Genomic DNA, 14721 nt, shown 5'->3' on the forward strand with positions numbered 1-14721 from the left:
GCCGTGCGGCAGCTCTCGACGGAGAGCTATCACCGCCAGGGTGGCAGCGCCACACGCCGAGTATGAATATCGGAGTGTCGGCTACACGCTGATCGAATCGATCGATGACCGGAGGCGCCGATCTCGCCGGGCATTCGGTCACCGCCGCGACGGATCACAGCGGAAGCGGCATGCGGCAAAGCAGGCTGAACTGTCACTCGCAGGCGAGCGGCGATTGGGCTCAGCGGCTCAGCGGTGGCCCGCGCAGCCCGAACCCAGAGCTGAACAACAATCGTCGAGCCGGGACAAGCGGCCCGACGGGGACGGTGTATGCGACCGCGAAAGGTGCAGCCGGGCGGGTGCTGAGCGCGTGAGCAGTGCGGTTCGCGGCGGATATCCCTCGCGCGACCGCGATTTCGGCACCGCGAATGAGCAGCGCTCCCACCGGAACAGCGAGCAGATGCGCCGCACCCATGATCGCCGTCGTCCCGGCCCCGTGGTGGTGCCCGGGTGACATCGTCAGGGCAACGTGCCCGACCGCCTGCCCGATCGTCAACAGCGCCATCACTTCGATCAGGCCGTGCCGAGTCGGCCGTGCCCCGACTGCGACGCCGACCACCGTGCACGCCGCGATCAGCAGAGCGATCGAAGACTGCCCTGGCGCGACGACACCACCACCGAGGGCGTGCGCCGCGATGCTCACCGCACCGGACGCGGATCCGACGAACGCACCACGCAATCGCGCTGTTGCCTCCGCCGGTGTTCGCACCGCGCCATACTACTTCCGGTCGTAGGACCGGATCGCACCGGTTTGTGCCAACTCGGTGATTCGGTGGCAGCTGCCAATTGTCTCGGCCGTTCAGAGCGGCCGGAATCCCGACCCGACGCCGCCTGCCTGATCGATATCCGCGAGCACCATGCCGATCTGAGTCGCCACGGCCGGATCGTGGAACGGCACCGCAGGTGGATTGCACACCATGTCGAATACGGTGACGCCGGCCAGTTGCACGCCCATGTGTCCCACGTTCATGCCGACCAGCCGATCGCCGATGGTGACCGGCCCGCCGGAATCCCCGGGCTGGGAACAGGATTGGTTCTGGAACCACCATCGGTGCGTGTCCCACACGATGCCGCAGTTGTATCCGGAGGTCCGCCCGTTCTTGCACACCACATCGCCCTGCTGCGGTGGCGCGCCGATGCCGCCGATCACGGTCGCGGCCACCTGCCGGACCGGCACCACCTTCGTTCGATCGAACTCGAGCACCGCGTAGTCGTCCTGGTGATCGACTGCCGCGACGGTGCCGACGATTCCCGCGTCGGGCATCCGCTCGGCCCGCACCGACATCCCGATCTCCGCGCAGTGTCCCGCGGTCAGCCCCACCAGGCGGTCGGTGCTGTCGTAGCCGATGGTGGTCAGCGTGCACGCCGCGCGACCGAGCAGGATCCCTGACCCGCCGCCGAGGGATGCCGCAGGGACAGCCGCGGCGACGCCGGGTACGCCGATGACGGCGCAGGTCATCGCGACAGCGAAGAGAGCCAGGTGAATCCCGAACCGTCCTGGAGCGACCATTACGCACCCTTCATTCCGGGGATGTACCAGGTCACGTGCGGGTAATCGGTGGAGTCGGTTCGATCCTTTCAGACTGGACGGTCTCTACGCGGCGGGATAATCGTTCCGTGATCAGATCTTGGGCGAAGCGCAACCACGGGAGTGCTTCAGCTGCCCGAAGCCCGCTGGACAGCCGATTGCCCAGCGTTCGAAAGTTGCGTTGACCGAACGCAGCGTCTCAGAGGAATTCGTCCAGGTGCGCCAGCAACGCCTCGGGCCGCTCCTCGGCGATGAAATGCCCGCACTCGGGGATAGCCGCGCCCCGCACGTCTTCGGCATAGTCGCGCCAAATCTCCAGGGCTGGAATCTCTTCGAGGAAGCTGGCCGCGCCCCACAGGGCGAGCACCGGCATGGTGAGCAGGTGTCCCGCATCGGTGTTGTCGTGTTCGTTGTCGAGTTCGGCGGCGCGGTAATCGTCGAAGCCTGCCCGCAATGCGCCTGGCGTGCTGAAGGCGCGGATGTATTCATCGATAGCTTCGCCGGGCAGACCGTGCCGGTTGACCGTCCAGGTCTCGAAGAAGTAGCGCAGGTAGCCGGGAATGTCATGGCCGACAAGGCGTTCCGGCAGGTCCGGCTGCAGGTGGAACAGCCAGTGGAAGTATCGGCGACCGAGCGCGGCGTCCATCCTGCGCCAGGTCTCCCTGGTGGGAATGATGTCGAGCACGACGAGCTTGCTGACCTGGTCCGGCCGGTCCAGCGCCCAGCGGTGCGCCACCCGCGCGCCGCGGTCGTGCCCGACGACGGCGGCCGAGGTGAAGCCGAGCGATTCGATCGTCGCGGCCACGTCGGCGGCCATGCTGCGTTTGTCGTAGCCGGTGGTCGGTTTGTCGGTGTACCCGTAACCGCGCAGGTCGGGGGCGATGACGGTGTGGCGCTCGGCCAGCGCGGGCAGCACTTTGCGCCAGCAGTAACCGGTCTGCGGCCAGCCGTGGAGCAACACCAGCGCGGGGCCCGACCCGGCCCGGCGGTAGTGCATGTGAATGCCGTTGACGGTGGCTACCCCGCGGCTGATCTCGACCATAGGAGCATTCTCGGTCCGACGGACATCGGTGGCAGCGGAATCGCGCCAACTGCCGTCGTCGCCCGTTCTGGCAGCGAATGTTGGCATGGCGGACGGACTCCGGTGCTCACGATGTCGGTGGGGTAAGGGTGGAGGTTGCCGGTGCTGTCGATGTGGTGGTCGCGGGGGCATTCGAGGTCGTCAGGGTTGGTGCGCTCGACGTGGTGACGGTCGGTGCTTCCGACGTCGTGACGGTCGGGGTGGGACGGTGCGGTTCGGGGCAGGCACCGGTTTGTCGGCCGATGGTGTTGATGTCGGCATTGGCGCGGGGGTCGCCGGAGTAGTCGATGCGGTCGGTGCACTCGACGTATTTGTCGGCAGCGGGCTGCGGTGCGGGGCAGGTGCCGGTGTGCCGGCCGATGGTGTTGATGTCGGCGTTCGCGCGGGGGTCGCCCGTGTAGTCGATGTGGTCGGTGCATTCGACATAGGTGCTGGGCGGTCCCTGGGATACGGCTGCGGCCTGCGGTGGTGCTATTTGTCCAGGTGACGGAGCTGATCGAGTGGATGTGGACGGCCCGTTGGACGGCGCCGGTGTGGTCGTGGCACTCGGCAGAGGTGTTCTTGTGGCGGCTGGTAGGTCACCGGACGAACATCCGGCGAGTGCGAGGATCGTCGCCAGGAGAGCTGATAACAGTGCCGCTGAGCGCTTCTGGGCCGGTAAGCGCACGAGTCCGGTGCGGGACATTGCTTCTCCTGGTCTCCCGATCCGACCGCCGGAGCGGCGCGGAGAGCAAGACCGCGCCGCGCGGATTCGCGTCACTGTGTCTCCTCCCGTCGCTGGATGCCGAATCGGCAACGCGCAGAACCTTAATCGCGGGTCGCGACGGGCAGCAGACGCCAGAATCACGGGGTTGGCGCACCAGCTCCGGTGTGCCGACCTGCGACTGATGAATACCCCTATGTCACAACGCGATTGCCGCGCGCACGAGGTTGTGGTCGGACAGGCCGCCCGAGTCCTCCACCACCACCTCCCGCACAGTCGCGTCACGCACGACAACATGATCGATGAACTGCGATTTCGCCCCTGAAGTACGTGGCCGAGTCGGAAGGGCGTCCGACGGTGGATCGGCGAGTGTGAACCCCTCACCTAGGCTCGATGCGACAGTTTCCCGGTCGACATTGAAATCGCCGAGCAGCACGGCCGCGTATTCCGGTGTAGCGGAGGCCGCTTCGGCCAGTCGAGCGAGCTGCTTCACCCGTCGCCGGTCGCCGCTGACGTGTGTCGCGATGACAACCGCTCCACCCGCGCTGACCGCGAGCAGTCCTTTGCCGCCGTCATCGGCGAAGGACTCGGCGGCGATCTCCCGGCTCGGTCCCTCGACGATGAGCACCAGGTGCTCACTCGGATCGCGCAGCGCACTGGCGTGCCGGCGCGCGGTGGGCACCCGGGGATATTGCATGGCGTGGACAGTCCGGCCGGGCAATGCGGCTCGCAGACTGATCAATTGGTCGCCGCTCACCTCCTGCAAGGCGATGACCTGCTCGGTCCGCGCCGCCACGTGCGCGGTGACCGCGTCGATGCGCGCCGCCTCGTCCGGCCACCGGGTGGAGACGTCCTCGTACCAATTCTCGGCGTGGATGCGGTGGAGAACGTTCCACGTGGCAACGGTGATCACAGGTCGCGATGCTAAGGGACGGCGTTCGAACGCTGTCTGGCGGAGCGGCATCCGTCGCAGTGATGCCTGGTGCGCATCGAGGGAGTGCTGGGTCGGGACGCTGTTGGTCAGGGGGAGGCGTTGAGGTGTCGTCGCTTTCGGGGATGTACTGCCACGAGCGTAAAGGCTGCCATTCACGTCGAGGCTGCCAATCCGCGGCGGGGGCCGTGCCACATCCCGACGTATGCCGACGAAGTCACTTCGCAAGGGGCAGGATCTTCTCGGGACGCGCGGGCACGGCTCGGCATCGCAGTAGTGCCCGGCACGGGTGCGCGCAGTTCTACAGCGCCCGGCGCGGTGCGCGCAGCTCTACCCGAATGCGCCGGGGAGTGCTGATCCTGGCAGTGGTGGCATCGCCGCCGGGGCAGTGGCGAAGTGGCGCAGCGGGGGCGCAGCGGCCGGGGGCGTCTGATCGGCCGAGGGTGCTGCCACGGCAGCGCGGGCGGACATCCTCACGACGACCGCCGATGATGCCCGCACCATCGAGACGTTCGGGTTGCGCCGGCCGCCGCGCGCAAACCGACGCCGCGAAGCCGACATGGGCACGGCAGTCGGCGCGGTAGGGCAGCGGGCTGGTGTCGCTGTGACACCCGTGTAAGCATCAAAGCCAATCAGAACTATGCATACATAGCTATCTATGCATATGATGGACGCATGAGCACAGAGGGACGGGCAGGCGAACACGGCCATGGTGCCGCGCTGTTGGGGGAGCGGTCGGAACTGATCTTCGCGATCGCCTCCGGCGCGACGTACGCGGGCGGGATGACGGCGAAGTATCTGGTGTCCGCGCCGGAGTGGGTGGCGATCGCGTTGTTCGCGGCGACCTACTTCTTCGGCGGCTACTTCACCATCCGCACCGCGATATCCACCGTGCGCCGCGGTCGATTCGAGGTCGACTTCCTGATGCTGGTCGCCGCGGTAGGTGCGGCCATGGTCGGCAAGTGGGCAGAAGGCTCGGTACTGCTGTTCCTGTTCAGCCTCGGGCACGCGCTCGAGGAGTACGCGATGGGCCGCGCGCAGCGTTCGATCGAAGCACTCGCCGAACTCGCCCCGGCGACTGCGCTCGTGCGTGGTCGCGACGGCGTGGTGCGTGAGGTCGACGTGCACGACCTCGCGATCGGCGATGTGGTTGTCGTGCTGCCGGATTCGCGGCTCGCCGCGGATGGCGTGGTGGTCGACGGCGTGAGTAGTGTCGATGAGTCGTCGGTGACCGGTGAGAGTATCCCGGTGGAGAAGGCACCGATCGCCGACGCCGCGGCGGTACTGGCGAGCGGTACTCCCGTACCGGAATCGCATCGGGTGTTCGCAGGCACGATGAACGGCGCCGGGGCGATGGACGTCCTCGTGACCAGTCGCGCCGGGGACAGCATGCTCGCCAGGGTTATCACGATGGTGCGTGAGGCCGACACCCAAAAATCGCCGACGCAGCGGTTCATCGACCGATTCCAGCTGTTCTACGTGCCCGTTGTACTCGCCGGAGTGCTCGGCGTGCTTGCCTTCGGTGTGTTCGCCGTGGCCGAGCCGTTCGCCGACAGCTTCTATCGCGCCATGGTGGTTCTGGTGGCCGCCAGTCCCTGTGCGCTGGCGATCGCGACCCCGAGCGCGGTACTGGCCGGAATCGCCCGCGCCGCGCAAGCCGGTGTCCTCGCCAAGGGCGGTGGTCCCCTGGAGACCCTCGGCCGGGTGCGGTCGATGGCGTTCGACAAGACCGGCACACTTACCTGGGGACAGCCGAAGGTCACCGATATCGTCCCGGCCCGTCCGGAACTGCGCGACGAACTGATCAGCACACTGTTCGCGGTCGAGTCCTACAGCGACCATCCGCTCGCCGGCGCCATCACCCGGGATCTCGCGCCGCTGCTGCCCGCGGGCACCGAACGGACCGCGACGTCGGTGAATTCGGTGACCGGTCGCGGCATCACCGCCCTCGTCGACGGCCACACCACCGAGGTCGGCAACCGCACCATGTTCTTCGAACTGGACCCCGAGGGCGTGCCCAGCGGAATCGTCCGGGCCGTCGACGAGCTACACGAGCGCGGACGCACCACGATGATCGTCCGGCACGCGGGTGTGTACCTGGGTGTTGTAGGCGTGATGGACATCCCGCGCGCCGAGGCGGCACCGGTGGTCGCTCGACTACGCGAACTCGGCATCGATGACATCGTCCTCATCTCCGGCGACAACCAGCGCGTCGCCGACGCCGTCGCCGCGAATATGGGCCTCGACGCCGCACACGGCGGACTGCTGCCCGAAGACAAGGTCGCCATGATCGGCAAGCTCGGCGGCCGCAACGGCACCGCCATGGTCGGTGACGGTATCAACGACGCCCCCGCCATGGTCAACGCCTCCGTCGGCATCGCCATGGGCGCAAGCGGTTCCGCCGTCGCACTGGAGACCGCCGACATCGCGCTGATGGTCGACGACATCGGCCGCCTGCCCTTCGCCGTAGCCCTGAGCCGCCGCACCGCCCGCATCATCCGGCAAAACCTGACCTTCTCCCTCCTGATAGTCCTCGCCCTCGTCCCCGCCACCCTGCTCGGGCTCCCCATCGGCCCGGCGGTCTTCATCCACGAAGGCTCCACCCTCCTCGTCGTCGCCAACGCCCTGCGCCTCCTGCGCTTCGCCCGCGGCGCCGAACACCAAGGCATCGCCCACGAGCCCCGCCCCACCACGTAACCCGCTACGCCGTGCTCTCGTCGGACCGCTCGGCGGCCGAACGGGAGATGGGCCGCGTCCGAAGGGGCAGGCGGGCTTGCCGCGATCTTCCGGCGCCGGGCCGGGGCCGTATGGGGTTTGGTCGTCGGGCCGGAAATTAAGTGTTCGTTTGCCTGTGCCGAAGTTTCGGGCTCACGGTGTCGTTCAAACATCGGATTGTCGGCGAGATAAGTGCCGAATACCGTCTGTTTGACGCTTGTACGTCAATCGAAAGGCGACCGTGGGTAGGGCAAGATACACAGTGTCAGCAGCTGTAGCGATCGGAGTAGGGCTCGCGCTTGCGACACCGAGTGCGGCGAACGCGGCGAACTCCGGCAGTGCGACGTGCGTCGACGGCGCCAACGTCGTCGGGGTGTGGGTGGAAGTCCAGGGTGGAAAGAGCGGCTGGGCAAAGCGGTCAGGGAAAGGAAGCAGGCAGGGTTGGAATTTCAATACCCAGGGCAAAAAATATAAATTGACTGTCGGATGTGGCGGCTCACCACAACGCTGGGCGGAATCAACCTCGACACCTGGCTTCCAAAAGAATTGGCAGTCAGTGAATTGTTGGCCCGGGCCTGCCGACAGATACGGTGAGGGTGGAAAATACGCTCCGATCGGTCTGTGCGTGCGGTAAAGAGAGCGCCGTCCGCGCGAGAGCCGCGGCGGAGAGTTCGGCGACGCGAGGGTTACCCCGGCGTGGCCGAACTCTCCGCCCAGCGCGACTATGGCTCGTCAAGCTACTGGTGAGGTGGCGTCGACACGGAATCTCCACATTTGGTGCCGGACCTCTCCACAGGGGGTGGCTAGGGTTCCGAGCATGGAACAGAGCGGAGCGGCCGGGGGACAGGTGGCGCGGCGGATTCTGGTGGTCGACGACGAAGTGACCATCGCGGAGTCGGTTGCGGCGCGGCTGCGGGCCGAAGGGTTCACGGTGGATTTGGCGCACGACGGGCCCGCCGCCGTGGCCGCTGCGGCCGCACTCGCACCCGATCTGGTGGTGCTGGATGTGATGCTGCCGGGTTTCGACGGGCTCGAGGTGTGCCGACGGATCCAAGCGGAACGCCCGGTGCCGGTGCTGATGTTGACGGCACGCACCGACGAAACCGACCAACTCGTCGGCCTCGGCGTCGGCGCGGATGACTATCTGACCAAACCATTTTCGCTGCGTGTGCTCACCGCCCGCGTGCACGCACTGCTGCGCCGCATGGACCGCGCCGCCGACCGGGACGCCGACACCATCGTCGTCGGCGACCTGCGCATCGACGTCGACCAGCGCCGAGTCTGGCGCGCCGACGTCGAAGCCCAGCTCACCCCACTCGAATTCGACCTACTCGCCCGCCTGGCCCGCCGCCCCCGCGTGGTCCTGGCCCGCGAACGCCTCCTCGAGGAAGTCTGGGACTGGGCCGACGCCGCAGGCACTCGAGCCGTCGACAGCCACGTCAAAGCCTTGCGCCGCAAACTCGGTGCCGATTTGATCCGCACCGTGCACGGCGTGGGGTATGCACTGGAAGCGCGATGATGCGCCGCTGCGCAACGCCCGGAGTGCCACAGACCGTCGCACGTGCGTCGAGTGCTGGTACATCCCTGGCGTCGCCTGCCCTTCTGCGCGCATCGGTCGGCCAACCGCGCAGGCGCGCACACCTCGAGCGCCCACGCACCGAAACGCTTACGGCCCCGCACGCGAGATACCAAGAGGTGTGCATGAGCCAGCGAACGACGCGAGGTGCAATGGGGAGAACCCGAGCTCTTGAACCGATGAAATGCCAGTGCTCCCGCACAGCGCTGGAGGCACGATGAGTACGAACCCGGCGGTACCCGACGAAGGGCTCGCACCGAGCGACCTCGCTCCACAGAGCGACACCCACACCGCGCACGAGCAGGCCGACCGGCAGAACGAACCCTCGTCCCCGGCGAAGGTCTCTGCGCAACACCTGGGCGCGGCGCTGAGCACAGCATCGGACGAAAGTTCGTTGGAGCCCGACGGAACGGCCGACGTTCACACGGCAGGTGTTGGACGGAGAGGCTGCGGGCGCGGCGCACTAGGTGACGACCACCCATTCGCAAGTGGTTCGAATCGCGGACGTGACATCGGCCCCGTCCAGCCTCGTACACTCGCGGACCGACTGCGCGCGATCTCGGACAAGGTCGCCGACGTGCTGCCGCGACCGTTGGATCGGGTGCGCTCGATCAAGTTGAAGCTGGCGATCCTGATGCTGTGCGCCGGTGGCATCGCCTTCGCGTTCTTCCGATTCAAGGTCGGCTGGCTGCCGCCGAAGACGACACTCGCCGCGGTGGCGATCGCACTGGTCGCCTCGCAGTTCCTCGCCCACGGCATCACCAGACCACTGCGCGATATGACGGCCGCGGCGAAGCGGATGGCACACGGCGACTACACACGCCGGGTGCGGGCTACCTCCCGCGACGAGGTCGGGCAACTGGCCGAAGCGTTCAATCAAATGGCCGCCGACCTCGCCGCCGCCGACCAGCAGCGCCGCGACCTCATCGCGAACGTCTCCCACGAACTCCGCACACCGATCACCGCGCTCAACGCGGTGCTGGAGAACCTCGTCGACGGCGTCTCCGAGCCGGACCCGAAAACGTTGCGCACCGCGCTCGCGCAGACCGAGCGGCTGAGTCTGCTGGTCTCCGAACTGCTCGACCTGTCGAGCATCGAGGCGGGCGCCTTCCCCCTCGACCGCGAAAGCCTCGACATCGCACCGCTGTTGGCCGAGGTCGTCGCCGAGGCGGACGTCGCCGCAGCGGCACTCGGCCGTGGCGTCCGTTTCACGACCGACGTGCAACCCAGCACCGTGCGCGTGTTCGCCGACCGCGCACGTTTGCATCAAGTGCTCCTCAACCTGCTCGACAACGCCGCCCGGCACGGCCCGGCCGGCGGCGAGGTGCGCGTCACCGCCCGCAGACAGTCCGGCAAGTTGGTGATCGAGGTCGCCGACGACGGCCCCGGTATCCCGCCGGCCGAACGCGCCCGCGTTTTCGACCGGTTCACCCGCGGCGGCCGCACCGACGGCGGCGGCACCGGTCTCGGCCTCGCCATCTCCCGCTGGATCGTCGACCTGCACGGCGGCACCATCGCCGTCGCCGACCCCGGCTCCCGAATCCGCGTGGTCTTGCCCGGCCACTGACCCAGCCAAACCCGCACCCCGGACCTGGACCAGGCCCGCGGGGTGGTCCCGCACACCCACAGAAAGCGAATCATGCCCGAAAAACCCGCAGCGCCGATACCGCCGGAAGCGGCCGAGTCCGCAGCTGCACGACCCCGGACCCTGGCACAAGGTTCACCGCTGGGAACGCTGCTGACCGCCGACCAGCCCAAGCCCGCAACCCCTTCCAGCCCGCCGATTCCCGCCTACCCCCAGTACCCGATACGGCAGGTAGCGCAACCGCCTGCGAAATGGCGCAGGGTCGTCTGCCCACCCGGCGTGCTGCCCGCGGCCTGTCTCGCGGGATTCGCCGGCGCGGTGTTGATTCCCTTGGACCGCCCAGGAATCGGCTGGTTGCTCGCCGGGTCGATGGGCGTCGGCGCGGTGCTCCTGGTGGATCGCAACGCGCGCAAGTCGGCGCAGGACTCCACTGACGCGCCGGACTCGGTCGCATATGGCGGAAGCGGAACGGAAGTCGATGCGGTCGACGGTCCATCGCGAAGCGAGAAGACGACATCGCCCGCCGCTGCTTCGAATCCCGGAGGGGAGGATTCGGCGCTCGGCGCGCGAGCAGAGAGGTCTGACGCTCGAGCTGCCCAGATCTCTGAACCCGGCGTGCACAAGGGTCTGGGCGAGGCGACGTCGCAACCTGATGAGCTCAGGAAGTCCGTCGAGTCGGGAGCAAGTAGTCCGGCAGACGGCAGCGATTCGAAACCCGATGCAGCCGCGTCGCACCCCGGCAAGTCAGCGACACGCGCTGCCAGTCCTGCCGACCCTGGGGGCGTCGGCGAGGTCGCGGGTATTGCCGCTGCGACCGATGCCACGAAGACACGAGTCGTACCGACGGACTCCGCCGTCGCGGGTACTGCTTCTGCCGCTGCGGCCGCAGATGCCGCCGCCGGTGCTGCCGATGACACCGATGCCCGCGTCGCACCGCCGGTTGCTACGGTCGCCGCTTCCTCCGATGCCGATGTCACCTCCGATGCCGATACCGATGCCGATACCGATGCCGATACCGGTGTTGATGCCGATATCGGTGCTGGCCCATCCGAAGCTACTGATGCCGCCTCGGATTCGTCAGCTGCCACCGCGCCCCCGACTGCCGCCGGTATCGATCCTGCCGCCACTGCCGGCGACGCACGGCTCACACCGTCGGCCACAACGGATTCCACCCTTGCTGAGGACGCCAACATGCGGGAGGTGAAATCCGCAGGGACGGCGTCGCATACCGCCCAGCTCGACGGGCCGGCCGATTCGAGCTCGCGGGCGGCGTCCAGCATCGACGGTGCCAAGTCAGAACCTCTCGATGCGGCGAGACCAGAGCACACCCAGCAAGAGTCGGCCTTCCATCGCATACTCGGCGAGAACGGCGCTCGAAACTTCTGGACCGCAATGCTGCTGGCCCTCCTGGCAGTGGGCACTTTCCGCGCGGCGGGCTGGTTGTTCACCCTGTGCGTACTGGCAGCGTGTGTAGCAGGCTCGCTGGCGGTGGTGGGGCGGCGTTCGGTGCACGGTGTCCTCTATGACGTGATCGCTTGGCCGCTCGCGTCGTTGAGCAGTGTGCCGTGGGTGTATGCCGGGGCCAAACGGATGCGTGGCAGTAAGTCGCGGCGGGAGCAGGGGGTCGTGCTGTCGGTGGTGGTGACCGTCGCATTGCTCGCGGTGTTCATCCCGCTGCTCGGTGGTGCCGACGCGACGTTCGCGAAGCTACTGGAGCCGCTGATTCCGGAGATCGCGTCGGATCGGGTGGTTCAGAAGGTCGTGCTGTTCGTGGTGGTCGGGCTCGCCGCGGTCGGTGCCCTGTATGTGCTGGCCGGTCCGCCGTTGCCCGCGACGGAGGCATCGGAAGCGCCGGTTCGGACGTTGCGTCGCCTGGAGTGGGCAATGCCGGTGAGTGCGCTCACCGTCCTGTTCGCGGTGTTCGTCGGCGCGCAGTTCGTGGCGCTGTTCGGTGGTGACGACTATGTGCAGCGCACGGCGGGTCTCACCTACGCCGAGTACGCCCGCACGGGATTCTGGCAGCTGTCGACGGTCACCATCCTGACTCTCGCGGTGATCTTGGTCGTGCTGCGCTGGGCCGGACAGGAATCCGCGGCGGACCGCCTGTGGTTGCGTGTGCTGCTGTCCGCGGTGAGTGTGCTCTCGCTGGTCATCGTCGCCTCCGCGCTCGGCCGCATGTGGACTTACCAGCAGGCATACGGCTTCACCCTGCTCCGGTTGCTTGTCGAGGTCTGCGAGCTGTGGCTCGGTCTGGTCTATCTGCTGGTGCTCGCCGCGGTATTCAGCCTGCGCCGGATGTGGTTGCCGCGTGCGGTGCTCGGCACCGCCATGGCCACCTTGCTCGCGCTGGCCGTGTTGAATCCGGAGCGACTGATCGCCGACCAGAACATCGACCGCTGGGAGAGTGGGAAGTCGCTCGACACCGGCTACCTGTCCGAACTGTCGACCGACATCCTGCCTGCGATCGATCGGCTCCCGGAACCGGTACGCACCCAAGTGCGTGAACGGGTCCGCGCCCACCTCGATGCGGACACCTGGCAGAGCTGGAACCTATCCCGCTCGGACGCCGCTCGCTGACCACGGGCGACTCAGCGCCTCCGGTCGTCGCCGGAGAGCAGCAATTCGCAGCCGTGTTCCTGAGCCGGCCTGCGCGGTGCGGAGAGCATGCTCTCCGCACCGCCGATGCACCCGCAGCGGGCATGGGTCCGGCCGCCGTGCGATCGGGTACTTGCGACCCGTGAAAGCTAACTCGTCCCGAGCGCAAGCGCGACCGCGTCGGCCGGGTCGTGCGCCGAAACGGTCGCGTCCAAAGGGGTTCCGTCGGCATCGAGGAGCCGCCAACCGCCGAGGGAGACCACCGGGACGCCACGATGCCTGGCCAAGGCGAGCTCCGAGAGCGTGCCCCACGATCCGCCGATGATGATCACCGCGTCCGCCGATGCCACCAGGATCGCGTTGCGCGCCTCACCCATCCCGGTGAACAGCACCGCCGACAATCCGGCGCCCACCGCCGCGCGCTCGGTATCCGGCCGCACCCCGATCACCAGCCCGCCCGCGCCGGACGCACCCTCGGCCACGGCGGCCATCACCCCGCCGCCCCCTCCACACAGCACGGTCACCCCGGCCTCGGCCAGCAACCGCCCGACCGTCCGCGCCCGCTGCGCCTCGAGGTCACTGCATTCCCTCGGTCCACAGACCGCTACTTGCCGCACCCGCCGCCCTCCTCGCGTCCGAGCGGGGCAGCGCCGAGGGAGTTACTCGACCTTTGCCGCCGCCATGTTCATGCGGCAGCGTATCGAGGTGCTCGCGGAGAGTGGGCGGGTCGGCGCGGCCCTGACCCGACGTCGAGTGCGACAGAGCCGCGCCGTGGCGCGGTAGCTGCTACGGGGAATCGTGGGTTCGTCCTGTGTCCATGCCGAACGGCGAAGCGCGCCAGTGCCGACCGGCGAAGCGCGCCAAGGAAACCGGCAGATCGGTCTGTAGTTCATTCGACCGGCATGCCGGGCGAAGGTGTGCAATGTTGTTACTGCGCAACGGCATTGAGGGGTGTCCGGCGGCGCTGAGTAGGCACCGGTAAAGGGGGTGCGGCGCAATGATGTCGTCGTCCAACGTTTCCGGGGGGAGTGCCGCCGCGCCGCGCGGGCGGCACACGGCAGCAGAACCGTTGTGGCCGGGCATGATTCCGCCACCGCGACCCCAGCGCTGGCATGCGCAGCGGCGAGGCCGACCTTGGCTGGTCGGCTCGGCCGCGGTGGCCGGTTCGATGGCGGCGGTAGCGGTCGTGCTGGTCTACACGGCCGCCGCGAGCCCACCGCGGCAGTCCGCGACCCACGTGGATCCCGTGCTCGGCGGCGCGCCTTCCTGTCAGCCGACCAGGAACGAGCAACTGGTGCGCGGCAACGGCACCGGCTCGACCGCGTCGGGACCCGATGTCATCCTGGCCTTCCAATACGCCTACTACGTGTCCCGATCCGGCGCCGACGCGCGGAAGGTGACCACCCCGGACGCGGCCGTCCCCTCGGTCGAGGTGATCAGCGCGGGCATCAAGTCCGTCCCCGCGGGCACCCAGCACTGCGTGCTGGTCACCCCCATGGCCGACGGCCGGTTCGACGTGATCATCACCGAAATCCGCCCCGACTCCGCAATCCGCACCTACCGCCAATTCGTCACGGTCACGGCCGGTGCGGGACCGGTATCCATCGCGAAGATCGCACCACCCACCTGATCGGCCGAGTCCCGCTCCCGTCCGGCAACGAGTCCGGCTGGGCGGCGACTGGGGCCTGGTGGCGGCTGGGTGAGTATGTCCGCTCGTCGGTGTGCCCTACTGGCTGGGCGCTCTAGCAGTGAACGTGTCGGGGAATTCGTTGGCCCGCTGTGTGGTGGTTGCTGCGCCACCCGCATCCCGTGCACCGCTCCGGCTGGCTCGACCGCCGTGACTGGACTCGCCGCCTTCGCTGGGCGTGGGCCGTGCGACCTGATCCGCCGGCGACGTTCAGCCGGGAACCTCGAGCCTTGCGGAGAGTGGCACATGGTTGTGGCAACAGCCGAGCATGACTCCGCACA

At 67.9% G+C, this 14721-nt stretch carries 10 protein-coding genes; 5 read left to right on the plus strand and 5 right to left on the minus strand.

The window, feature by feature from the left end:
• Window positions 1–220: 220 nt before the first annotated feature.
• The 4 genes from ACIHA7_RS10275 to ACIHA7_RS10290 all read right to left on the minus strand — a co-directional run bounded on the left by ACIHA7_RS10275 (window position 221) and on the right by ACIHA7_RS10290 (window position 4264).
• A complete protein-coding gene (locus ACIHA7_RS10275; protein ID WP_397287752.1) occupies window positions 221–748 on the minus strand; it encodes a hypothetical protein in 528 nt (175 codons plus the stop codon).
• Between the two features lie 90 nt (window positions 749–838).
• Entirely contained in the window at window positions 839–1549 is a 711-nt protein-coding gene (locus ACIHA7_RS10280) for a hypothetical protein (RefSeq protein WP_397287754.1), read from the minus strand.
• A 217-nt stretch (window positions 1550–1766) separates the two neighbouring features.
• The gene (locus ACIHA7_RS10285) at window positions 1767–2609 is read right to left on the minus strand and encodes an alpha/beta fold hydrolase (protein ID WP_397287756.1); all 843 of its coding nucleotides are present in this window, start codon (window positions 2607–2609) and stop codon (window positions 1767–1769) included.
• Between the two features lie 941 nt (window positions 2610–3550).
• Window positions 3551–4264 carry an endonuclease/exonuclease/phosphatase family protein gene (locus tag ACIHA7_RS10290; protein WP_397287758.1) on the minus strand — a complete coding sequence of 238 codons (714 nt, stop codon included), beginning with the start codon at window positions 4262–4264 and terminating at the stop codon, window positions 3551–3553.
• Between the two features lie 693 nt (window positions 4265–4957).
• Here ACIHA7_RS10290 and ACIHA7_RS10295 point away from each other — a divergent pair.
• From ACIHA7_RS10295 to ACIHA7_RS10310, 4 genes are all read left to right on the plus strand, one after another.
• Window positions 4958–6979, plus strand: coding sequence for a heavy metal translocating P-type ATPase (locus ACIHA7_RS10295; protein ID WP_397287760.1), 2022 nt, complete (start codon window positions 4958–4960; stop codon window positions 6977–6979).
• 835 nt (window positions 6980–7814) lie between these two features.
• Window positions 7815–8516, plus strand: coding sequence for a response regulator (locus ACIHA7_RS10300; protein ID WP_397287762.1), 702 nt, complete (start codon window positions 7815–7817; stop codon window positions 8514–8516).
• Window positions 8517–9150: 634 nt separating this feature from the next.
• Window positions 9151–10140: an ATP-binding protein gene (locus ACIHA7_RS10305; RefSeq protein ID WP_397287764.1), complete on the plus strand. Its 990-nt coding sequence runs from the start codon at window positions 9151–9153 to the stop codon at window positions 10138–10140.
• A gap of 1209 nt (window positions 10141–11349) precedes the next feature.
• The gene (locus ACIHA7_RS10310) at window positions 11350–12735 is read left to right on the plus strand and encodes a DUF4153 domain-containing protein (protein WP_397287767.1); all 1386 of its coding nucleotides are present in this window, start codon (window positions 11350–11352) and stop codon (window positions 12733–12735) included.
• Between the two features lie 167 nt (window positions 12736–12902).
• On the opposite strand, the gene ACIHA7_RS10315 is transcribed toward ACIHA7_RS10310, so the two are convergent.
• Window positions 12903–13370, minus strand: a complete 468-nt coding sequence (locus ACIHA7_RS10315) for an LOG family protein (protein ID WP_397287769.1) — start codon at window positions 13368–13370, stop codon at window positions 12903–12905.
• A 551-nt stretch (window positions 13371–13921) separates the two neighbouring features.
• On the opposite strand from ACIHA7_RS10315, the gene ACIHA7_RS10320 reads away from it, so the two are divergent.
• A complete protein-coding gene (locus tag ACIHA7_RS10320; protein ID WP_397287771.1) occupies window positions 13922–14383 on the plus strand; it encodes a hypothetical protein in 462 nt (153 codons plus the stop codon).
• Window positions 14384–14721: the final 338 nt, after the last annotated feature.

The organism is Nocardia sp. NPDC052316 (assembly GCF_044547795.1).
In the GTDB taxonomy this organism is placed as follows: domain Bacteria; phylum Actinomycetota; class Actinomycetes; order Mycobacteriales; family Mycobacteriaceae; genus Nocardia.